Origin of the sequence: Marinobacter sp. THAF197a, from assembly GCF_009363275.1 — a bacterium.
In the GTDB taxonomy this organism is placed as follows: Bacteria; Pseudomonadota; Gammaproteobacteria; order Pseudomonadales; family Oleiphilaceae; genus Marinobacter.
Window position 1 is genome coordinate 1,637,213 of record NZ_CP045324.1, and the last position, 22,358, is coordinate 1,659,570.

Genomic DNA, 22,358 nt, shown 5'->3' on the forward strand with positions numbered 1-22,358 from the left:
CTGGCGGGAGGTTTTTTGGCGAAAAGGCCGCAGGAGCCTCTGAATAACGCCTCAAATCACCGATGGGGTTTCAGGATTTATTCAGAGACTCCTTGATCTGGCGCTGCATTCTATAGGAAACCCCTTATAAAGTTAAGTTGGACAGAGGTCGGAGAGATCTGCTAGCTGCGCTATACTGCCGTGCTTGATGAATCAGACTGCTGCTGAAGCCATGAATGACGCCCTGAAAGAGATACACGAATTTTTGCCCTGCCGCACGCCGGTACAGTGGATTGAGAATGCGCTGGCCAATCAGGATGTGATGCTGATTGACCACGCCCACTGCGAGAAGAAAGCGGCCTCCACCGCGCTGAGCCTGATGTACCGCTATGTGGACAACACCGATCTGCTCAACAAGATGTCCCGCCTGGCCCGGGAGGAGTTGCGGCATTTTGAGCAGGTGCTGGCGATCATGAAGAAGCGGGGGGTGATTTATTCACATCTTTCGCCGGCCCGTTACGCTGCAGGCCTGCGTGAAGCCGTTCGCAAGGATGACCCTGGCCGCTTGGTGGATGTGTTGATTGTAGGCGCCATCATCGAGGCGAGATCCTGTGAACGCTTTGCCGCCCTGGCGCCGCACCTTGATGACAAGCTGGCGGAGTTCTACAACAGTTTGCTGAAATCTGAAGCGCGGCATTACCAGGATTATCTGGTACTGGCGCAGCGGGCCAACGGTGGCCCGGTGCAAGATCGGGTGGCGGAGTTTATGGCCATCGAGCAGAAGCTGATTGAAGAGCCGGATACGGAATTCCGGTTTCACAGTGGGCCTCTCGCTTACTGACTCTTCGCCACGGACATTCACAGACGCTCACGGACAAAAGAGAAAGAAATCTCTAAAGCTCCTCACACAGCGTCATCCACCGGGCAATCCCCGCACTTCGGTATTTCTGCTTGTGCAGGATGAAGTAGAAGTGCCGGTCGAACTGGCGGTGAGGGATGGCCAGGGGCACCAGGCTGCCGCGTTTGAAGGCGTCGGCCAGGACCACCTCTGACAGGCAGCCGATGCCCAGGTTGGCTTCTACTGCCCGCTTGATGGCCTCGGTGTGTTCCAGTTCCAGTAGCACGTTCAGGTCTGGCAGTAGCCCGTGCATGCCCCGTTCGAAGCTCTGGCGGGTGCCGGAGCCCTGTTCCCGGAGAATCCAGGTGGCGGCGCGCAGATCGTCGTCGGTCAGTTCGCCCTTGCCGGCCAGCGGGTGGTCAGGGGAGCAGAAGGCCACCAGCCGGTCTTCTCGCCAGGGAATCACTTCCAGCTCCGACGCCTGCAGTTCGCCCTCGATCAAACCGATATCGAGTTCAAAGTCTCGAACCCGTCTTGCAATGGTGCTGGTGTTGGCAACTTCCAGAGAGACTTTCGGGTGGTTTGGCGAGCTCATGTACTCGGCCATCACGCCTACCGCCAGGTAATTGCCGATAGTGAGTGTGGCACCCACTTTCAGAGCGCCGACCTCGGAGTGTTTGCTGAAGGCCTGTTCCAGCTCCCTCGCCTGAGCCAGCAGGGCTTCGGCTTTCGGCCGATACAGTCGGCCCAGCTCGTTCAGTTGCAGCCGTTTGCCCACCCGGTCAAACAGCTGGATATCGAACTGGGATTCCAGCTCCTTGAGGGCACTGCTGGCCGCGGATTGCGACATGGCAAGGGATTCCGCCGCCCGGGTGATGTTCTGGAAATGGGCGGCGGCGAGGAAGACCTCGAGTTGGCGGAAGCTGTACTTCATAATCGACCAGGTCGGATAGATGAAAGAAAATGTCCTGTCTGATCGATACGTTAGCCGGTCACTGCCGCCAACACAACCGTGATGGCCGGTTCAGGGGATCATCAGTACCGGGTAGGGGCTGCCGGCCGCCACATGTTCCGTGGTACTGCCGATCATGATCTCCTGAATGGGTGTTGAGCCCCGTTTCCCCATAATGGTCAACAGGGGGCGGGTGTCATTGATGGTTTTCAGGATCTGGTCCACCGGCCGGCCGGTCAGGATATTCCGGTGTACGTTTGGGTGACGCTCTGCCAGTTCATTGATCCTCTGTTCCGTGGCTTCATCAGATTGTTCCGGCTCCTCGGAATGTGCCCATACCACGCGCCCGGTGCGCTGGTTGGCCATGAGCTTTTCAAAGACTGCCTGGGCATTGAATGACGCCTTTGATCCATCGGTGGCCAGCAAAATCTCCTCTTCGGCCGCCGGTGGCTCGTCCTGGACCGGAATGATCAAGAGCGGAACTTTGGTCATTCGGGCGAGGTTCAGGGCGGTGTTTCCGAAGAACAGTTCCTTGGCTGCCCGATGGCTGCGGTTGCACGCTACGACGCCGTCGGCGTTGAGTTTCTTGGCCAGAGCCTGGACTTCCTGGGCAACAAAACCCTTGGAAACGTGGGTGGCGGTTTCTATGCCCAGGCTGTTCTTGAGGTGTTCCCCGATCCTCCGTAACCGTTCTGTAGCCGAGCCTTCGGTGTCGTCCGGATGCAGTCGTTTATGGGTCTGCAGGACATAGGTGAGCGTAATCTTCCGGGTGCCCAGGAGTTTGAGCAAAGCTGGCAGCTGTTCCATAGCCTGTTCCCATTCCTTGGTGTAGTCCACGGTCAGAATCAGGTGATCGAGCATGGTGTTCTCCCTGGTGGTTGTTTGTTCTGGGACCAATTTCTTTCAGGCTAGTTCAGGAGTAACCTGAAGACCATGACCCCGGTCAGTTTGTTATCGATGTATATCTATAAAATCGAACACATATATGAGTATTGCCTGTTTTGTCGATTTAACCTGTCGGGTTAAACTTTACCCATTGAATTCCCATATAACCTGTATGAAGTCGCAACAACGAGGCTGCCATGAGTAATCTGATGAAAGAAACGGTCACCAGCGTTCACCACTGGAACGATACTCTGTTCAGTTTCAAGACCAGCCGGGACCCGGGGTTCCGTTTCAAGAACGGGCACTTTGTCATGATTGGTCTGGAAACAGACGGCAAGCCGCTTATGCGGGCCTACAGTATCGCCAGCGCCAACTATGAGGAAGAGCTTGAGTTTTTCTCGATCAAGGTTCCGGACGGCCCACTGACGTCACGACTGCAGAAGATTCAGGTGGGGGATGAAATTCTGGTCAGTCGTAAGCCCACCGGCACCCTGGTGCTGGATAACCTGTTGCCGGGACGCAACCTCTGGCTGATCAGCACCGGCACCGGGCTTGCGCCGTTCATGAGTATTATCAAAGACCCTGAGGTGTATGAAGCCTACGACAAGGTCATCCTGACCCACGGGGTACGGTATGTGTCTGAGCTGGCTTACCAGCAGGATATCCAGGACCTGCCGGAAAACGAGTTTTTCGGTGAGATGGTGCACGGCAAATTGCTGTACTACCCGACGGTCACCCGTGAGCCCTTCCGCAACCAGGGTCGCCTGACCGATGCCATGGAGACTGGCAAGATCACCCGTGATCTCGGTTTGCCCGATTTTGATGTGGAGCAGGATCGCTTTATGATTTGCGGCAGCCCGAGCATGCTCAAGGACACCTGCAGCATTCTCAATAACATGGGCTTCCGTGAGGCTCGCGGCGGCGACATGGGCCACTACGTTATTGAACGGGCGTTTGTGGAGCAGTAAACCGCCTTTGGGCCTGCTGCGGTCTACCTCAGCCAGTTGCGGATCTGCATTGCCAGGCGCTCACCATCGCTGAGCGCCGCGCGCTCTGCCATCAGCTCAGCCAGCACATCCGGGCGGTCGGTAATGATGTTATCGACGCCCATATCCAGAAAGCGCGCCATGTCGGACGGTTGATTGACAGTCCACACATGCAGCTCATTGCCCGCCTTGTGCGCCCTGGCGACCGCTGCCGGGGTGGCCCGGTTCAGGCGCAGCGCCAGAATGTCGTAACGATCCTGCCACAAGGGGCCTACCACGAACTGTGCCAGCAACGCGGTTTTCAGGCCCGGTTCCATTTGCTTTGCCAGTTCCAGGCTGGGCCAGTCAGCTGCTGCAATGATAGTGCCTTCCACGGCATTATTTTCTTGCAGGGTCTGGACAACGGCGGTTACCAGTGCCCGCTCGTTGCGGTTCGGTTTCAGGTCAACAAACAGTCGGGCCTGGCCACGGGTGGCCTTGACCGCTTGCTCCAGCGTTGCGATACGCTCATGGGCAAAGTGATCACCAAACCATGAGCCGGCATCCAGATGATGGATGTCGTCATACCGGACATCGCCAATCCGTTCCGGCTTTCCGAATATCCTCGCCATATCCTGGTCGTGCCAGAGCACTGGTACGCCGTCTGCGGTCAGTTGGACATCAATTTCAACGTAGTCGGCACCGTCCTCTACAGCTTGGTGTATGGCGCTGAGAGTATTTTCCGGAGCTTTGAAGGCGCTGCCACGGTGGGCCGTTATGGTCGCTTTGTCTTGCTGGTTCAGCGAGTTGACCACTTGAACGCTTTGGGTCAGTACCAGCGCGATGATCACGACCTCGAGCAGCCAAAGCCGGCGCCCGGTTTTTGCATCCTGTCGGTCCGGAGACGGCTGCTGCCATTGCAGCTTGCGCCCGGGTATTGCTTTGTAGCGGGCGACGATGAGGGTGCCCAGTGCCGAGCTGGCCAGGAAGGTAAGGGCAAGACTGACGAGAAGGTAGCTCCCCACCAACAGGATAACCACGGGCAAGAGGATACTGGCTTTCGCTGGCACAACCCTGAACACACTGGCCGCCAGCAAATCAAACACCAGCGTTACCACGGCCGGCATGGCCAGCACCGCGACAATACCAAGCGACAGGAGACCGACCGTTTCGCGATGAGCGCCGCGGGTGTCGCGGGCACTCTGTTGAAGGGCCGCCATCGGTGTTTGTTGGTCCAGCATCAGGGCCGGGATGGAAAGAATCCAGCGGAGAAACAGGGTGCCGTTGGCCACCACAATGGCACCCAGCATGACCAGACAGAAGCCAAGGAACCACCAGAGAATCGGTGGGCGCTCAAGGTTTAGCAGGTAAGGGTCGAAGTTGTTGAGCAACAGATGTGCGGCGAAGCCCATGGCCGCCAGAAATGGCAAGGCAATCAACAAATGCGCCAGGGTTTGAATGATGGCCAGTAGAGCCAGTTGCGGCAAGCGCCGACCAATCCCCACCAAGGCACGGATGGCTGCCCTCGAGGTGTGATTGCCAGTCTGGGCGGCGATCAAAGTAACCCCGGCCAGTTGGAGGACGATCAGTACCGCTGCAAGTAACAGGGTTACCAGCAGCCAGAGCACGCCGCCCGGCGATGCCAGAAAGTCCAGCAGGCCACCGGTTGTGATGGCCGCGTCACCGGTGAGTGGCCTGAGCAGAGACACCGCGGCAGTAATCAGCGGTGTAAATACCGCGATGGATAAACCGGTGAAGGTCAGGTAGAGCGCAAGCAATGACCGATGATGGTGGCGGAACAGGGCCAAGCCTTGTCTTAGCAGGGGTAGCACGTTATTCGCCTTCCTGGGTCAGCAGTGTGGCTTTCTCCAGCAGTGCCAGGCGCTCATCGAAGGACAGGAAGGGTTCGTCTTCGGTTTGTTGCAGGCTTCCGAACAGTCTGTCTGGATCGAACGCCCAGTTGCTGCAGCGGGTAGTCAATTCGGTACAGGCGAGTAGGGTGCCGGATTCCCGGAGAAAGTACTTCATGCCGGTGTAGGTGTCGGCCAGCATCAGGTCGCGAGCAGGCTCCGTCGGCTCAGACAGCAGGCTTCGGCCAAGCATGTCCCCGGCCAGGTGGCCGTTGCCCGTAGCATCCAGAATGGTCATCGGGATGTCGAACTGGGCAACAATCCGGTTTTCCGGTGCGAATTCACTGAGGTCTGGCCGGCCCGGCGAGCGTATGGCCAGCACGCCGAGGTTGCTGTTCAGCGGCAAGGTCTCATGGTCGTCGCGAACAAAGCCGCCGGATTCATCGGATGTGACAATCACCAGAGTGTTGTCCAGCAGTCCTTCCTGCTCAAGCTGTGTCAGAAAGCGTTCTAGGGAGTTGGCCATGACCACCATGGCCTTTTTGCGAGCCATCTGGGTGGCAGGGAGCCCCGTTGTTTCTTCAGAAGGAGATTGGTTGGCCTGCTCGGCTTCCAGTTCCTGTTCGGCTTCTGGTCCGATGTTGAACGGATGGTGGGTGCCGACATTCAGGGTTGTGACAAACCAGGGGCCGCGTTGGCTATCCAGTTCACTCAGGCGTTCAGCAATGTCCGGGAAGAACGTCGGGTCTGGCGGTCCCCAGCCATCCTGTTCCTGCGCGTGACCAAATGCCTCTGCGCCGGTGACGTTCTCATAGCCCGCCCGGGGCATGAACTGATCTTTTTTCATGTATTCGATTGGCGCAGCTTGCCAGTAAGCGGTGGTGTAGCCCTGATCTTTCAGCTTCCCCGGAAGGCAGTCGGGATTGGCTTTGTCTTCCGCGACGGCCAACATCTTCTCCGATGGCCGGCGCAAGTCGGGGTAGCGCCCACACACCAGGGCAAAGGTGCCGCGATCCGTCTGCCGTTCCATGCTCAGCACGTTGTTGTAGACCCGGAAACCGAAGGCGTCGAACGTCGCCTCCAGAGTGTCGAGAGAGACGATGGGCTGAAGGTTGTGATATTGGCTGATTTTCGGCAGGTAGCCTCCGGACAGCCCCTCGATCATGATCAACAGAACATTGGGTGGCTCGGGATTCTGAAAGTTGCTGGTTTGTTGGTGGAAAAAGTTTGTTCGTCTGTCCAGTTGCTCACTGAGTTCAGTGGTTTCGTCACCGATAGCAGTGCCAACCGGATTGAGCAACGTACCTGGAACCTGGGCGACAGTGCTGGCCACCACATTATTGGCGGGTGTCGTCAGGCTCGGAAACGACAGAGTGTAGAGGCCGGTGACCAGAACGGCGGAACTGATAAGCAGGACTGGCGCACGCTCTGAAGTGGGCACCCATTTTCGATGCAGCCAGTGCAACAGCCAGGCCAGCACGAGGTAGCCCGGGAGGGTTATCAGATAGATGTTGAGCAGGCTGCCGGTAATGAACGTACTGTCCATACCCTTGCCGGCGAAGGCCAGTTGGAAAAGCGTGCCATGGGCTGTCAGGTGCATGCCGGCCACATAGAGTGCGACGCCCAGGGCGGTGATCAACAGGGCGCGGACAACGCCAACCGATAGATGCAGGAATACTGCCAGCAAAAAAGCCCCGGCAACGTCGCCGCCCAGGGTACCGGGCAGGCTCGGGAGTACCCCGCTTTGAATGATCAGCAGGCCGCGAATCACTGCCAGCCAGATCCAGGCAAGGAAGAAGGTGCGTATGAAACAGGCTGCAAGAGAAGCCCGGTTCCCTGTCATAGGGTTCACTCGTGTCAGTTGCGTTATATGAACAGTATGAGGCAAGAGGCTTGTGCTTCAACCGCTGGAGCTTGCTAAGGTAACGGATCAGATGGCCGGGAAGTTTCTGAAAATTCCTTCGTTATCAGAGCCTTTGTCAGAAAATCATCATTACGGGAAGCGCAGGGGAATGAAAAAAAGTGTCCAAATCGTAATTGCGGGAGCCATCGCGGTGGTGTGCGGCGCGTTTCTCGGCAGTCTGGTGCAGACTCAGTTCAACCTGTCGGCGTTGTCGGCCCTTGGGGCCTCGTTCAGCCTGGTGGATCGCCTCGTTGTCATGGGGCAGGACCTGGTTGGGTTCGCGCCTGTCTATGGGGTGCTGCTGGCCGCTGCATTGGTTCCGGGCTTCCTGGTAACTGCGGGATTGCTCCGGTTGTTGGGCTGGCCCTACCGGGATTTCTGGTATGCCCTTGGTGGAGCTCTTGCGTTGTGGGCAACGCTGGCCCTGGTTGATGTGTTGGCGCCCATGCCGACACTGATCGCAGCAACCCGAACCCTGCCCGGGCTGTTGGCGATGCTGGGGACCGCAGCGGTAGCGGGATGGGTGTTTGCGCAACTGACGGGCAAGATGACCATGACCGTGGCCCGTCATGGTCTGATAGCACCTTTCTTGGTATTGGCCGGCGTGGGCGCTCCGGAGCCGACATTGGCCCAGGAAGCGGCCGATTATCGGATAGACGTGGTCGCTGAAGGGCTTGATCACCCGTGGTCGCTGGCGTTCCTGCCAGGGGGTGATTTTCTGGTGACCGAGCGCGCTGGAGAACTGAAAAAAGTATCGCCGGATGGGCATCAGGTGCAGGTGTCGGGTGTCCCGGACGTATTCGCCTCCGGCCAGGCCGGATTGTTTGATGTGCTACTCGAGCCCGGCTTTGATGGCAGGGCGGGGGATGATCGACGTCGTGGTGTGTTCCTCGCCTATGCCTGTGGCACGGTTCGGGAAAATCATCTGTGCGTCGCCCGTGGCCAGCTTGTCGGAAGCGAACTGATGCAAGTGCGGGAAATCTTCAGGGCCAGGCCGGGTAAATATGGTGATGCCCATTACGGTGGGCGCATGGCCTGGCTGGCCGACGGCACCTTGCTGGTAACCCTGGGGGATGGCTTCGATTTTCGGGAGGAAGCACAGAAACTGTCCAGCCATCTGGGCACCATCGTGCGACTGAATCCGGACGGTTCCATTCCGGCGGATAATCCGTTCGTACAGGTGGACGGCGCTCTGCCGGAGATCTTCAGCCTGGGGCATCGAAATGTTCAGGGGCTGGTCTACGATGCCGGTAATGACCGGGTCATCGCTCACGAACACGGCCCCCGTGGCGGTGACGAGATCAACCTGATCCGGGCCGGGCGCAATTACGGCTGGCCGTTGGCCACCGATGGCCGTGACTATACCGGTGCCATGGTAACGCCATTCAAACGATACGAGGGTACCGAGCAACCCCTGTGGTCATGGACGCCGTCCATCGCACCATCGGGCCTGACATTGTATGACGGCCATCAGTTCCCCCATTGGCGAGGCAACCTGTTTGTCGGCGCCCTGGCCAATAAGAGTGTGCATCGGGTTGTTCTCAGCGAGGGCCGGGTTGTGGAAAGCGAGCGCCTGTTTTCTGAGCTTGGTGAGCGTATCCGCGATGTGCGGCAAGGGCCCGACGGCGCCCTGTATCTCTTGACCGACTCAGCCGATGGGCGGTTGCTGCGAGTGTCGGGCCAGGTGCTGGAGCAGGCACAGGCCATGACGTTGACGGCCGAAGAGCTGGCCTGGGTTGGAGAACGAATTTTCCGAAACGAATGTGCCGGGCGGCATGAATGCCTGGTGCACTGGAATGAGGGCGAAGCGTTTCCTTCGTTGGGGATTGGCCACTTTATCTGGTATCCGGAGGGCGAAAGCGGACGTTTTACCGAGAGTTTCCCGGCGCTTCTGGACTTTATGGTTGATCGCGGTGTGCAGCTTCCCGGCTGGCTGGAAGACGCCCGCACCCAAGGCGCGCCCTGGCCAGACCGTGCCGGTTTTCTCAGTAGTTCGAGTGCGACCGATGAGGTAAAGGCGCTGCGGGCACTCCTGTATGAAACCCGCGGTTATCAGGTGCGCTTTATCCAGGAACGCGCCGCCCGCTCCCTGGAAACGGTGGTTAATGCCGCGCCCGAAGCGCAGCGGCCGGTTATTCGGGAACGCTTGTGGCAGCTTGGGCAAACGCCCGGTGGTGTCTACGCGTTGATGGACTACGTCAACTTCAAGGGCGAAGGGCTTTCAGAAACGGAGCGCTATGAGGGCGAAGGTTGGGGGTTGTTGCAGGTCTTGCAGGCTATGGATAAGAGCCCGGGGCTTCGCCCGCTGGATCGCTTTCGGGAAGCCGCGGGCCGGGTGCTTACCCGGCGCGCCGAGCTGGCAGAGCAGGCCATAGAGCGGGAACGCTGGTTGCCGGGTTGGCTGCGCCGTCTGGAAACCTATCGGGAGCCCACCGACGGGTAAGGCCTGAGGAAGGGGCGACCCCTGCGGCATCAAGGCTGCAGGGGCTGCTTTTTCAACTCAGCTTCCTTGCCGGGCTGTACTTCCAGCCACCAAAGGTGGCTGTGCCAGTCACCGAGCACAATCCGGCGCGCTGGTTTGTTATTGGCTTCGAGGTGGTGCACGGCCGGACGATGGGTGTGGCCATGAATCATCAGCTGAACGCCGTGGGCTTCGAGCTCCTTGACTACTTCCTCTGGCGTCACATCCATGATGTCTTCCGCCTTGCCCTGGTTCTTGGCCATCGACAGCGCCCGTAATTGCTTTGCCATTTGCTGGCGGTCTTCCAGGGGGCGGGCCAGCATCATCTTCTGCATCTGCGGGTTGCGCATGTTGGCGCGGAATTTCTGGTATTCCACATCGGCAGTGCACAGGCTGTCGCCGTGCAGCAGCAGAGTAGGCGTTCCATACAGATCGATCACCGTCGGGTCGTCCAGCAGGGTGGCGCCGGACCGGTGGCAGAATTCTTCTCCGATCAGGAAGTCCCGGTTGCCATGCATCAGGAAGATATGGGTGCCGCTGTCGCTGAGGTGCTTCAGGGCGCCAGCAACCTGCTCCTGAAGCGGTGTGCGCTCGTCGTCACCAATCCAGGCCTCAAAAAAATCGCCCAGAATGTAGAGCTGCTCAACCCCTGCTGCCTTCTCTCGCAGGAACGTCAGGAACGCGTCCGTAATATCCGGGCGCGACTCCTCAAGGTGCAGATCCGAGATAAACAGCGTGGTCACGCGTCCTCCAGAACCTCGGCCTTTTCAATAATGACGTCCTCAAATGGCACGTCCTGGTGGCCGGCACGCATGGTGGTGCGAACGGCGCGGATGTTGTTTACGGTCTCCATGCCGTCAACCACTTTGCCGAACACACAGTAGCCCCATCCCTCGGCATTCTTGGCGGTGTGGTCGAGGAATCCGTTGTTCTCCACGTTGATGAAGAACTGGGCCGTAGCGGAGTGCGGGTCCATGGTGCGGGCCATGGCAATGGTGCCGACCATGTTGCTCAGGCCGTTGTCGGCTTCGTTCTGGATGGGGTCGCGGGTTTTGCGTGGGGTCATGCCCGGCTCAAAGCCGCCACCCTGAACCATGAAGTTGCTGATGACACGGTGAAAGATCAGACCGTCGTAAAAGCCGTCGCGAACATACTGCTCAAAGTTCTTTGCGGTTTCCGGGGCTTTTTCGTAGTCCAGTTCCAGTTTGATATCACCGTGGTTGGTCTGCAGCAGAATCATCAGGTCGTCCTGTTAAATAGGGGTTGTGGGTCTGAAGGTTGCATTGTACTCAAGAGTTTCGTCCTGTGCATGAGTCCGGCAACGATTTGTGAGTATAATAGGCGGTTTAAGGGAGCCGGACCGTGCTCCCCGGATCCATTCCCCGTTGACAGAGATTGTATGAGCGCCGAGTCGAAGAAAGCCCACAATTTTATTCAGAGCCTGATCGAAGACGCCATCGCCAAGGGTGAGCACACTGGCAAGGTCGTTACCCGTTTTCCGCCGGAGCCCAACGGCTACCTGCACGTTGGTCACGCCAAGTCGATCTGCTTGAACTTTGGTATTGCGCAAACCTTCGGTGGCGAGTGTAACCTTCGCTTTGACGACACCAACCCGGAAAAGGAAAGTCAGGAATACATCGATGCCATCAAGCAGGACGTCGAGTGGCTGGGCTACGAGTGGGCGGACGACGTACGTTACGCCTCAGATTACTTTGACCAGCTGTACGCCTTTGCCGAGGAGTTGATCGAAAAAGGCAAGGCCTATGTGTGTGCACTGAATGCTGAGCAGATGGCTGAATACCGTGGTTCCCTGAAGGAGCCCGGCAAGAACAGCCCATACCGGGACCGCCCGGTGGAAGAAAGCCTGCAGTTGTTCCGTGACATGCGCGACGGTAAGTTCCAGAACGGCGAGTTGGTGTTGCGGGCCAAGATCGATATGGCCTCCCCGAACATCAACCTGCGGGACCCGATTCTTTACCGCATTCGCTACGCCGACCATCACCAGACCGGAAGCAAGTGGTGCATCTACCCGATGTACGACTTCACCCACCCGATTTCTGATGCCTTGGAGGGGATTACTCACTCCCTGTGTACGCTCGAATTCGAAGACCACCGCCCCCTGTACGACTGGGTGCTGGATAACATCACCGTTCCGTGCCATCCGCGCCAGATTGAGTTTGCGCGGCTGAACCTGAATTACACCATCACCAGCAAACGCAAGCTGAAGCGCCTGGTGGACGAACATGTGGTAGACGGATGGAACGATCCGCGTATGCCGACTATTTCCGGCATGCGCCGCCGTGGTTACACCCCGGAATCCATTCGCAGCTTCTGCGACATGATCGGTGTTAACAAAGCTGGTGGTACCGTTGATGTGGGCATGTTGGAGTATGCCATCCGGGAAGACCTGAACGACCGGGCGCCCCGCGCCATGTGCGTCATGCGCCCGCTAAAAGTGACTCTCACCAACTACCCGGCTGATCAGACCGAAACCCTGACCTTGCCGGTGCACCCGCAGAAGCCGGAGATGGGTGAGCGGGACGTCACCTGGAGCCAGACCCTGTACATTGACCGGGAAGACTTTGAGGTGGAGCCGCCGCGTAAGTGGAAACGTCTGGCGCCGGAGCAGGCGGTGCGCCTGCGCGGCGGTTACGTGATGACCTGTAAAGAGGTGGTGCGCGATGACAGCGGTGAGATCGTTGAACTCAAATGCGAGTACGATCCGAACACGTTGGGTGTGAACCCGGAAGGTTACAAGCCTAACGGCGTGATTCACTGGGTATCGGCCAATGACAGCATCGAAACCGATATCAACCTGTATGACCGACTGTTTAACCACGAGAGCCCGGACAGCGACAAGGAAGGTGACTTCCTGGATCACCTGAACCCGGAGTCTCTGGTGGTGCTGAAGGGCGCGCGGGTTGAGAAAAGTCTGGCCGAGCCAAGGACCGATTTACCGTATCAGTTCGAGCGTGAGGGCTATTTCTTCTGTGATCAGGAGCTGACAGCCAAGGCCGGCAAGCCGGTGTTCAACCGGACAGTCACACTTCGGGATTCCTGGGGCAAGGGAGGCAAGTAATGCGTATCTACAATACGCTGACGCAGCAGAAGGAAGCGTTCAAGACCATCGAGCCGGGTAAGGTACGCATGTACGTGTGTGGCATGACGGTCTACGACTACTGCCACCTGGGCCACGCCCGGGTGTTGGTGGCCTTCGATGTGGTTACCCGTTACCTGCGCCACCGTGGCTATGATGTGACTTACGTGCGTAACATCACCGACATCGACGACAAGATCCTGCGCCGGGCCGATGAAAATGGTGAGGTCTACACCGACCTGACCGACCGCATGATTCACGCCATGCATGAAGACGAAGCTCGCCTGGGTGTGCTGGCTCCCAGCGATGAGCCGCGGGCTACCGCCTACATCGACGATATCATCGCCATGATCCAGACGCTGATTGCGGGCAACCATGCCTACGCGGCTGATAACGGTGACGTGTATTTCGCGGTGGATTCCTTCCCGGACTACGGCAAACTGAGCAAGAAAAAACTCGAAGACCTGGTGGCCGGTGCCCGGGTGGATGTGCAGGAAGCCAAGCGTAGTCCTGCGGATTTTGCCTTGTGGAAGGCCGCCAAGCCTGGTGAAGTGAGTTGGCAGTCTCCCTGGGGCGATGGCCGGCCGGGCTGGCATATCGAGTGCTCGGCTATGTCCACCAAGTGCCTGGGCGAAACCTTCGACATTCACGGTGGCGGGCCGGATCTGCTGTTCCCGCACCACGAGAACGAAATTGCCCAGTCGGAATGTGCCACCGGCCACAAGTTTGTACATACATGGATGCACGCCGGCGCCATTCGGGTGAACAAAGAGAAGATGTCCAAGTCTTTGGGCAACTTCTTTACCATCCGGGAAATCCTGGAAAAGTATCCGGCGGAAGTGGTGCGCTACTTTCTGGTCTCCAGCCATTATCGCAGCCAGGTGGACTATTCCGAGGAAAGTCTTGCTGAGGCAGGGCGGACGTTGACCAAGCTGTATCATGCCCTGCGGGGTATTACCCCGGCCAAGGACAGTGACGTGCCGGAGACCGACCACGATCACCGGTTCGCCGAAGTGATGGACGACGATTTCAATACCGCCGGTGCCATCGCGGTTTTGCATGCCGTGGCCAACGACATCAATCATCACCGCCGTGAAGGCGATGACGAGCAGGCCAAGCGCAGCGCAGCCATTCTGGTTCGTCTGGGTGGCGTGCTGGGGCTGCTTCAGCAAGACCCGGAAGCTTTCTTCCAGGCCGATACCGGTAGTGAACTGACGGCTGAAGATATTGAGGCCATGATTCAGGACCGCGCCGATGCCCGCAAAGCGAAAGATTTTGCTGGGGCCGATCGTATCCGGGATGAGCTGCTCGAAAAGGGTATTATTCTGGACGACAGTCGCGAAGGCACCACCTGGCGCCGGGCCTGAATCGCACCATTACACCTAAAGCCGCATTGTGCTGCATGGGAATGACCTTGTAGGGAATTTCACGTACAATGCGGCGCTCAAATCAGAATGCCCCGCGCCCGTGGCGCTAGAAGGGGAGTCGGGAACTACAAACCCATTGAGGCAAGCAACGATGACAGAACGCGTTCAAGTTGGCGGCATCCAGATCGCCAAGAATCTGTACGATTTCGTAAATAACGAAGCGATCCCGGGCACCGGTGTTGACGCTGACAAATTCTGGGCCGAGTTCGACAAAATTGTGAACGAACTGGCTCCGCGCAACCGCGAATTGCTGGCCAAGCGTGACGCCCTCCAGGAAAAGATGGATGCCTGGAACCGTGACCACAAGGGCCAGAAGCTGGACATGGCTGAGTACAAGGCGTTCCTGAAAGAGATCGGTTACCTGGTCGATGAGCCCGCCGATTTCAAAATCTCTACTGCCAACGTAGATCCGGAAATCGCTACCATGGCCGGCCCGCAATTGGTTGTTCCGGTGATGAACGCCCGTTTTGCCCTGAACGCCGCCAATGCGCGCTGGGGTAGCCTGTACGATGCGCTGTATGGCACCGATGCCATCTCTGAAGAAAACGGTGCCGAGAAAGGCCGCGGTTACAACCCGGTACGTGGTGCCAAGGTTATCGAGTGGGCCCGTAATCTGCTGGATGGCTCAGCGCCCCTGGCGTCCGGCAGCCACAAGGATGCCGCAAAATACTACATTGATGGCGGCAAGCTGGCGGTGAAACTGCAGAATGGTGAAGTCACCGGCCTGAAAGACGAGTCCGGCTTTGTTGGCTACACCGGTGCCGCCGATGCCCCTACTGGCGTTCTGCTGGTGAAGAATGGCATGCACTTTGAAATCCAGATCGATGCCAGCCATCCGATCGGCAAAGACGATGGTGCCAACGTCAAAGACGTGCTGATGGAATCTGCCCTGACTACCATCATGGACTGCGAAGACTCCGTTGCGGCGGTAGACGCAGACGACAAGGTAGTAGCCTACAAGAACTGGCTCGGCCTGATGAAAGGTGACCTGGAAGAGTCCTTCGAGAAGGGCGGCCAGATGATGACTCGCCGTATGAACGGCGACCGCACCTACACCGGTGCTGATGGCAGCGAACTGACCCTGAAGGGCCGCAGCCTGCTGTTCGTTCGTAACGTTGGCCACCTGATGACCAACCCGGCCATCCTGCTGAAAGACGGTAACGAGATTCCGGAAGGCCTGATGGATGGCCTGGTCACTTCACTGATCGCCATTCACGACCTGAAGGCTGATGGCAAGTTCCAGAACAGCACCAAGGGCTCTGTTTACATTGTTAAGCCCAAGCAGCACGGTCCGGAAGAGGTGGCGTTCACCAACGAATTCTTCGGTCGTGTTGAAGATGCGCTTGGCCTGCCGCGCTTTACCCTGAAAGTGGGCATCATGGATGAAGAGCGCCGTACCACGGTGAACCTGAAAGCCTGTATCCACGCTGCCAAAGATCGCACCGTGTTCATTAACACCGGCTTCCTGGACCGCACCGGCGACGAGATTCACACCTCCATGGAGCTGGGTCCGTTCATCCGTAAGGGCCCGATGAAGCTGGCTACCTGGATCAACGCCTACGAGCAGTGGAACGTAGATATCGGCCTGGAAGCGGGTCTGTCTGGTGTAGCGCAGATTGGTAAGGGTATGTGGGCCATGCCTGACCTGATGGCCGGCATGCTGGAAGCCAAGATTGGCCACCCGAAGTCTGGCGCCAACACCGCCTGGGTTCCGTCGCCGACGGCCGCTACCTTGCACGCCACCCACTACCACCAGGTGAACGTGTTTGATGTGCAGAAAGAGCTGGCTAACCGTCAGCGGGCGTCTCTGGACGACATCCTGACGGTTCCGGTGATGGACGATCCGTCTTCACTGAGCGCGGAAGACATCCAGCAGGAGTTGGACAACAATGCCCAGGGTATCCTTGGCTACGTTGTACGCTGGATCGACCAGGGCGTGGGCTGTTCCAAGGTGCCGGACATCAACGATGTAGGCCTGATGGAAGACCGCGCGACCCTGCGTATCTCTTCACAGCTGCTGTGCAACTGGCTGTACCACGGTATCTGCTCCGAAGAGCAGATCATGGAAACCATGAAGCGCATGGCTGCCGTAGTAGACAAGCAGAACGCCGGTGATGCCGCGTACCGCAACATGGCCCCGAACTTCGACGACAGCATCGCCTTCCAGGCAGCTGTGGATCTGGTTCTGAAAGGCCGTGAGCAGCCGGCTGGTTACACCGAGCCGCTTCTGCACGCCTACCGCCAGAAGGCCAAGGCCAAGTACGGGCAGTAATCTGCTCCGCGTTCAAAAAAACCCGCTTCGGCGGGTTTTTTTGGGTCTGACCCCGAACGGGGTCTGACCCACCTTTGCTGACTTCCACTCGTGGACTGACGCTGGGTATTGGGGGCTGTCCCCCAGGGTCTGTCCCCGCATGGGGACTGACCCATTTTGGACCCATGGGCTCGAGCTGCGGGGCAGGGACGGGCAAAGGTGGGTCAGTCCCCTTTGGGGACTGACCCTTGTGGCACTGACCCTTTTTAGACCCATGGGCTCGAGCTTGAGGGCAAGGACAGGCAAAAGCGGGTCAGTCCCCGTTCGGGGACTGACCCTTGTGAAGCACATTCGCCGCGTAAAGGGTGTTCTCCAGCAGGGTGGCGATGGTCATGGGGCCTACGCCGCCCGGCACCGGGGTGATGTAGGCGGCGCGTTCGGCGGCTGCGGCGAAGTCTACGTCGCCGCAGAGCTTGCCGTCGTCCATGCGGTTGATGCCCACGTCAATCACGGTGGCGCCGGGTTTTACCCACTCGCCTTTGATGATGCCGGGCTTACCGACGGCGGCAATCAGGATGTCCGCCTCACCCACAAACTTCTCCAGATTGCCGGTGAACCGGTGGCATACGGTGGTTGTGGCGCCTTTCAGCAGCAGTTCCATGCTCATGGGGCGACCCACGATGTTTGAGGCGCCCACAATCACCGCGTGCTGACCTTTGTAGGGCGTGCCTATGGAGTCGAGCAGGGTGATCACGCCGGCCGGTGTACAAGGGCGCAGGCAGGGCTTGCGCTGCATCAGGCGGCCGATGTTGTAAGGGTGAAAGCCGTCCACGTCTTTATCCGGGCGAATCTTCACCAGAATCGGGTCGGCGTCCAGGTGTGAGGGCAGGGGGAGCTGAACCAGGATGCCATCTACGGCGGGGTTTTCGTTCAACTCATCAATCAGTGCTTCCAGGGCCGCCTGAGAGGTGTCTTCGGGCAGGTCATAGGACAGCGACAGAATGCCCGCTTCATCGCAGGCTTTGCGTTTATTGCCCACGTACACGTGGGAGGCGGGGTCGTTGCCCACCAGAACCACTGCCAGGCCGGGTGCTCTCAGGCCTTTGGCTTTCCGGGCCTGTACGCCCGCAGCCACCTGTTGTCGAACCCGGGCGGCGATCTCTTTTCCGTTAATCAGTTTGGCGCTCATGTTTCCGTCTTGTCGGTTGGGCATGAATAGTGAAGAAGTGAAGGCCGGGCATTGTCTCATGCTTCAGCATTTACGCCAATGCGCTGAACCGGGACTCAGGCAAAGCTCCGTGGGGAACTTTTTGTGCCTGCCCGGGTCTTCTTAGGCAACGTTATCTCTATGATTTTTGAAATCGTTGTTGACGGATGCCTCAGCCGCCGGTAATATGCGCGCCAACTTTGCTGAGGCACTTGTTGTTCAGTCGAAACGGGGTATAGCGCAGTCTGGTAGCGCGCCTGCTTTGGGAGCAGGATGTCGGGAGTTCGAATCTCTCTACCCCGACCATTTTCTGGATATTCAGGTGGGCGAACGGTCAAGCGCCCGTAGCTCAGCTGGATAGAGCATCCGCCTTCTAAGCGGATGGTCGCAGGTTCGAGTCCTGCCGGGCGCGCCATCAAGTCGTGAGTCCGGACCGGATCGCCAAACCAGCAAAGTTGAAGCAAGCAGTAGTGAGTGCCAAAGGCACCTCCCTGATGTGGTGGACGTAGCTCAGTTGGTAGAGCTCAGGATTGTGACTCCTGCGGTCGAGGGTTCGAACCCCTTCGTCCACCCCACTTTTCCCCTTGTTTGTTTTTCTGCCTGTCTGTACGGCGTTTGGTCGTTTCGGTACAGTGCCAGATACGCGAGAGTGGCGGAATTGGTAGACGCACTGGATTTAGGTTCCAGCGGGGCAACCCGTGAGAGTTCGAGTCTCTCCTCTCGCACCACCCTTTCTTTTTTCAGTAATGTCCCCATTTTTGTCTATGTCGGTTGTGGCGCTGGTCTCAAAGCGATATTCAGCCTTACCGGGTGATTCTCTCGGTGGGGTAAACCGTGATAAACTACCGGCTTTTAATTTTGCGTCCCTTTCGGGCTTGTCGCTTTGAACAGGGTTTTGTCTTAATTTTCATTCACCTACAGAATCTGTAATTTGAGGAACTTCCATGCAAGTGTCTGTTGAAACGACCTCTAACATCGAGCGTCGCATGACGATTGGTGTGCCCGCCCAGGAAATCGATCAGGCGGTTCAGAAACGCCTGCAGGAAACTGCCCGTTCCGTGCGCCTGAACGGTTTCCGTCCTGGCAAGGTGCCCATGAGCGTGGTCAAGCGTCGTTTCGGTGACAGCGTTCGCCAGGAAGTGGTTGGCGAGGCCATGCGCGACCATTACATCAAGGCACTGCAGGAGCAGGATATCAACCCGGCTGGCTGGCCGAAGTTTGAACCGAAAACCATGGAAGAGGGCAAAGACCTCGAGTTCGTGGCCATCTTCGAAGTGCTGCCTGAAATCGAGCTGGGTGACCTGTCCAAGGTTGAGGTAGAGAAGCCGGTTGCTGAAGTGACCGACAAAGACATCGATACCATGATTGACAACCTGCGTCGTCAGCAGGCCACGATGAAAGAAGTCAAGCGCAAGTCCAAGAACAAAGATGTTCTGACCATCGACTTCAAAGGCTTCATCGAAGGTGAAGAGTTTGAAGGCGGCGCCGCTGAAGGCCATCGTCTGACTCTGGGTTCTGGTCAGATGATCCCGGGCTTCGAAAAGGCCATTGTTGGTGGTAAGGCCGGTGAAGATCTGGAAATCGAAGTGGAGTTCCCCGAGGACTACCACAACGAAGACCTGGCTGGTAAGCCTGCCAAGTTCGATATCAAGATCCACAAGGTAGAAGAGCCGCAGCTGCCGGAACTGGACCAGGAGTTCTTCAAGAAGTTCGGTATTGAAGCCGAAGACGAAGCGACCTTCCGTGAAGAAGTGAAGAAAAACATGGAGCGCGAGCTCAAGCAGGCGGTGTCCAACAAGGTCAAGAACGACGTTGTTGACGGACTGCTGGAAACCACCGAGCTGGAGATTCCGGCTGCCCTGGTGGATCAGGAAATTGATCGCCTGCGTCAGGATGCCGTTCAGCGTTTTGGTGGCCAGGTTGACTTCCAGCAGCTGCCCAAGGAAATCTTCGAAGAGCAGGCCAAGCGCCGCGTGAAGACTGGTTTGTTGTTCCAGGAAGTGGTCAAGAAGAACGACCTGAAGGCCGAGCCGGCCCAGGTGGATGAAAAGATCCAGGAGATCGCATCTACGTATGAACAGCCTGAAGAGGTTGTTGCGCACTTCACCAACAACCCGGACCAGAAAGCTCAGATCGAGTCATCTGTTCTGGAAGATGCCGTGGTGGAATATGTGCTTGGTCAGGCCAAAGTGAAAGAGAAGAAAATGAAGTACGAAGAAGCGGTTCAGGCCGGTCAGCCCCAGCGCTGATGGCCCCGGGCCTGGCCCGGAGTCGCTTTCTGGAAACAGCCGGCGTGTCCGGCTGTTTTCATCTGGGCTCACTGGTGGCAGAGTATAAGGGTATCCTGACGATCACTTCCGGATATCCTGCCACAGGAGTCCATGCCCATTGTCCATAAGGAGTTCAGGCGCACATGACGCAGAAACCGTTTGATGGCCCTACAATGATAACCAACGCCGGTCTGGTGCCGATCGTAATTGAACAGACGGCACGCGGAGAGCGTTCCTTTGATATCTATTCCCGGCTGCTCAAGGAACGGGTGATTTTTCTGGTTGGCCCGGTCGAAGACCACATGGCAAACCTCGTCGTTGCTCAGCTGCTGTTCCTGGAATCCGAAAATCCGGACAAGGACATCCACCTTTATATCAACAGCCCAGGCGGCTCTGTGACTGCCGGTATGTCCATCTACGACACCATGCAGTTTGTAAAGCCGGATGTTGCCACCTTGTGTATCGGCCAGGCGGCCAGCATGGGCGCCTTCCTGCTGTCAGGGGGCACCAAGGGTAAACGGGCGTGCCTGCCGAATTCCCGGGTGATGATTCATCAGCCGCTGGGTGGTTACCAGGGGCAGGCGACGGATATCGAGATTCATACTCGCGAAATCCTGAAGATTCGCCATACCCTCAACACCTTGCTGGCGGAACACACCGGCCAGGATCTGGAGACCATCGCGCGCGACACTGACCGCGACAATTTCATGGATCCGCAGCAGGCGAAAGAGTACGGGTTGATCGATACAATACTTGATAAGCGCGTACCGAATAAATAATACTGAAAGTCATCGCATCATCCCTGGTCGGCGTATTGTTTGATTGCGCCGACCAACGAAGAACAGAGGTATTTCAATGGCAGATGAAAGAAACGGCAGAGGCGACGATAACGGCAAGTTGCTGTACTGCTCGTTTTGTGGAAAGAGCCAGCATGAAGTCCGTAAGCTCATTGCAGGGCCCTCGGTGTTCATCTGCGACGAGTGCGTTGACCTGTGCAACGACATTATTCGCGAAGAGATTCAGGAAAACGCCCAGGAAGAGGCCAGCGATCGTCTTCCCACGCCGGCGGAAATCCGCGAGACCCTGAACGAATATGTGATTGGCCAGGATCGCGCCAAAGTTGTGTTGTCTGTCGCGGTTTACAACCACTACAAGCGTCTGCGCTATGGCGAAGGCAAAAGCGACGTTGAACTGGGTAAGAGTAACATCCTGCTGATCGGTCCGACCGGGAGTGGCAAGACCCTGCTGGCTGAGACGCTGGCCCGGATGCTGAATGTGCCGTTCACCATTGCAGACGCCACCACGCTCACCGAAGCCGGCTATGTGGGTGAAGATGTCGAGAACATCATCCAGAAGCTGCTGCAGAAGTGTGACTACGATGTAGAAAAGGCGCAGCGCGGCATTGTCTATATCGACGAAATCGACAAAATTTCCCGTAAATCCGATAACCCCTCCATCACCCGTGATGTGTCGGGTGAGGGTGTGCAGCAAGCGCTCCTGAAACTGATCGAGGGTACGGTCGCGTCGGTTCCGCCCCAGGGTGGTCGCAAGCATCCGCAGCAGGAGTTTCTGCAGGTAGACACCACCAACATGCTGTTTATTTGCGGTGGCGCTTTTGCCGGCCTGGAGAAAGTGATCCAGGAGCGTTCGGAGCGCAGTTCCATAGGCTTCTCCGCAACGGTGAAGAGCCAGGACGACAGCAAGAATACCGGTGACATCATCCGCGATGTCGAAACCGAGGACCTTGTGAAGTTTGGCTTGATTCCGGAGTTTGTTGGCCGTTTGCCGGTGGTTGCTACGCTGACAGAGCTGGATGAAGAAGCCCTGGTGCAGATCCTCACCGAGCCCAAGAACGCGCTGACCAAGCAGTATCAGAAACTGTTTGATATGGAAGGCGTGGAGCTGGACTTCCGGGAAGACGCACTGCGTGCCGTGGCGCGCAAGGCGATGGAGCGTAAAACCGGCGCCCGGGGCCTCCGTTCAATCATGGAAGCCACACTGCTGGACACCATGTATCAGATTCCATCTGAACATGATGTCTCCAAGGTGGTGATTGATGCCAGTGTCATCAGTGGTGACTCTGAGCCATTCAAAATCTACGCAAGCAGTGACCATGCCAAGGCGGTACCCGAGGACTGACTCTGTTCTGTGGGTATTTGGCAGTGCATTGAAAAGGGGCGACTATCGCCCCTTTTTCATGACAGCCGAATGCTGTTCCTGCCCATCGGTTCCTTTCGTAAAAAGATTGCAATTTTCGCCGCCGCCCCAATGAT

16 protein-coding genes and 4 tRNA genes are annotated in these 22,358 nt (G+C 57.6%); 13 read left to right on the plus strand and 7 right to left on the minus strand.

The genetic code is table 11. From position 1 onward, the window contains the following. The first annotated feature begins 211 nt into the window (after positions 1-211). Entirely contained in the window at positions 212-820 is a 609-nt protein-coding gene (locus tag FIV08_RS07635; protein WP_072678239.1) for a tRNA-(ms[2]io[6]A)-hydroxylase, read from the plus strand. 52 nt (positions 821-872) lie between these two features. Here the strand turns inward: FIV08_RS07635 and FIV08_RS07640 are convergent, their stop codons facing one another. Together FIV08_RS07640 and FIV08_RS07645 are read right to left on the minus strand one after the other, a co-directional pair. Next, positions 873-1,751, minus strand: coding sequence for a LysR family transcriptional regulator (locus FIV08_RS07640; RefSeq protein WP_061330953.1), 879 nt, complete (start codon positions 1,749-1,751; stop codon positions 873-875). A 90-nt stretch (positions 1,752-1,841) separates the two neighbouring features. After that, positions 1,842-2,630, minus strand: coding sequence for a universal stress protein (locus FIV08_RS07645; RefSeq protein WP_061330954.1), 789 nt, complete (start codon positions 2,628-2,630; stop codon positions 1,842-1,844). 221 nt (positions 2,631-2,851) lie between these two features. On the opposite strand from FIV08_RS07645, the gene FIV08_RS07650 reads away from it, so the two are divergent. Beyond that, entirely contained in the window at positions 2,852-3,622 is a 771-nt protein-coding gene (locus tag FIV08_RS07650) for a ferredoxin--NADP reductase (RefSeq protein WP_061330955.1), read from the plus strand. Positions 3,623-3,645: 23 nt separating this feature from the next. Here FIV08_RS07650 and FIV08_RS07655 read toward each other — a convergent pair whose 3' ends face one another. After that, complete coding sequence (locus tag FIV08_RS07655; RefSeq protein ID WP_061330956.1) at positions 3,646-5,427, minus strand: glycerophosphodiester phosphodiesterase family protein; 1,782 nt, start codon at positions 5,425-5,427, stop codon at positions 3,646-3,648. A 25-nt stretch (positions 5,428-5,452) separates the two neighbouring features. Then, a complete protein-coding gene (locus FIV08_RS07660; RefSeq protein WP_152437905.1) occupies positions 5,453-7,312 on the minus strand; it encodes an LTA synthase family protein in 1,860 nt (619 codons plus the stop codon). A 169-nt stretch (positions 7,313-7,481) separates the two neighbouring features. On the opposite strand from FIV08_RS07660, the gene FIV08_RS07665 reads away from it, so the two are divergent. Next, the gene (locus tag FIV08_RS07665; protein WP_152437906.1) at positions 7,482-9,815 is read left to right on the plus strand and encodes a PQQ-dependent sugar dehydrogenase; all 2,334 of its coding nucleotides are present in this window, start codon (positions 7,482-7,484) and stop codon (positions 9,813-9,815) included. Between the two features lie 29 nt (positions 9,816-9,844). Here the strand turns inward: FIV08_RS07665 and lpxH are convergent, their stop codons facing one another. Beyond that, entirely contained in the window at positions 9,845-10,576 is a 732-nt protein-coding gene (gene lpxH, locus FIV08_RS07670; RefSeq protein WP_152437907.1) for a UDP-2,3-diacylglucosamine diphosphatase, read from the minus strand. After that, positions 10,573-11,073 carry a peptidylprolyl isomerase gene (locus tag FIV08_RS07675; protein WP_061330959.1) on the minus strand — a complete coding sequence of 167 codons (501 nt, stop codon included), beginning with the start codon at positions 11,071-11,073 and terminating at the stop codon, positions 10,573-10,575. Before FIV08_RS07675 ends, lpxH begins: the two co-directional genes overlap by 4 nt. Positions 11,074-11,232: 159 nt before the next feature. Between FIV08_RS07675 and FIV08_RS07680 the strand changes: the two genes are divergently transcribed. The 3 genes from FIV08_RS07680 (at position 11,233) to FIV08_RS07690 (ending at position 16,629) form a co-directional block, all read left to right on the plus strand. Next, on the plus strand, positions 11,233-12,912 hold the full coding sequence (locus FIV08_RS07680) for a glutamine--tRNA ligase/YqeY domain fusion protein (RefSeq protein WP_152437908.1): 1,680 nt from the start codon (positions 11,233-11,235) through the stop codon (positions 12,910-12,912). Then, a complete protein-coding gene (gene cysS / locus FIV08_RS07685; RefSeq protein ID WP_152437909.1) occupies positions 12,912-14,297 on the plus strand; it encodes a cysteine--tRNA ligase in 1,386 nt (461 codons plus the stop codon). The genes FIV08_RS07680 and cysS overlap by 1 nt, the downstream gene beginning before the upstream one ends. A gap of 151 nt (positions 14,298-14,448) precedes the next feature. Continuing rightward, entirely contained in the window at positions 14,449-16,629 is a 2,181-nt protein-coding gene (locus tag FIV08_RS07690) for a malate synthase G (protein ID WP_152437910.1), read from the plus strand. A 292-nt stretch (positions 16,630-16,921) separates the two neighbouring features. On the opposite strand, the gene folD is transcribed toward FIV08_RS07690, so the two are convergent. Beyond that, positions 16,922-17,797, minus strand: coding sequence for a bifunctional methylenetetrahydrofolate dehydrogenase/methenyltetrahydrofolate cyclohydrolase FolD (gene folD, locus FIV08_RS07695; protein WP_152437911.1), 876 nt, complete (start codon positions 17,795-17,797; stop codon positions 16,922-16,924). Between the two features lie 247 nt (positions 17,798-18,044). Here folD and FIV08_RS07700 point away from each other — a divergent pair. The 7 genes from FIV08_RS07700 to clpX all read left to right on the plus strand — a co-directional run bounded on the left by FIV08_RS07700 (position 18,045) and on the right by clpX (position 22,224). After that, positions 18,045-18,121: transfer RNA gene (locus FIV08_RS07700), tRNA-Pro, on the plus strand. 32 nt (positions 18,122-18,153) lie between these two features. Next, a tRNA-Arg gene (locus FIV08_RS07705) sits at positions 18,154-18,230 on the plus strand. 84 nt (positions 18,231-18,314) lie between these two features. Beyond that, positions 18,315-18,390: transfer RNA gene (locus tag FIV08_RS07710), tRNA-His, on the plus strand. 68 nt (positions 18,391-18,458) lie between these two features. Then, a tRNA-Leu gene (locus FIV08_RS07715) sits at positions 18,459-18,543 on the plus strand. Positions 18,544-18,759: 216 nt separating this feature from the next. Next, positions 18,760-20,064 (plus strand): trigger factor, encoded by a 1,305-nt coding sequence (tig, locus tag FIV08_RS07720; protein WP_152437912.1) that lies wholly within the window; start codon positions 18,760-18,762, stop codon positions 20,062-20,064. Positions 20,065-20,228: 164 nt separating this feature from the next. Beyond that, the gene (gene clpP, locus FIV08_RS07725) at positions 20,229-20,864 is read left to right on the plus strand and encodes an ATP-dependent Clp endopeptidase proteolytic subunit ClpP (RefSeq protein WP_058090435.1); all 636 of its coding nucleotides are present in this window, start codon (positions 20,229-20,231) and stop codon (positions 20,862-20,864) included. Between the two features lie 76 nt (positions 20,865-20,940). Next, entirely contained in the window at positions 20,941-22,224 is a 1,284-nt protein-coding gene (clpX, locus tag FIV08_RS07730; protein WP_106695492.1) for an ATP-dependent Clp protease ATP-binding subunit ClpX, read from the plus strand. The last annotated feature ends 134 nt before the right edge of the window (positions 22,225-22,358 follow it).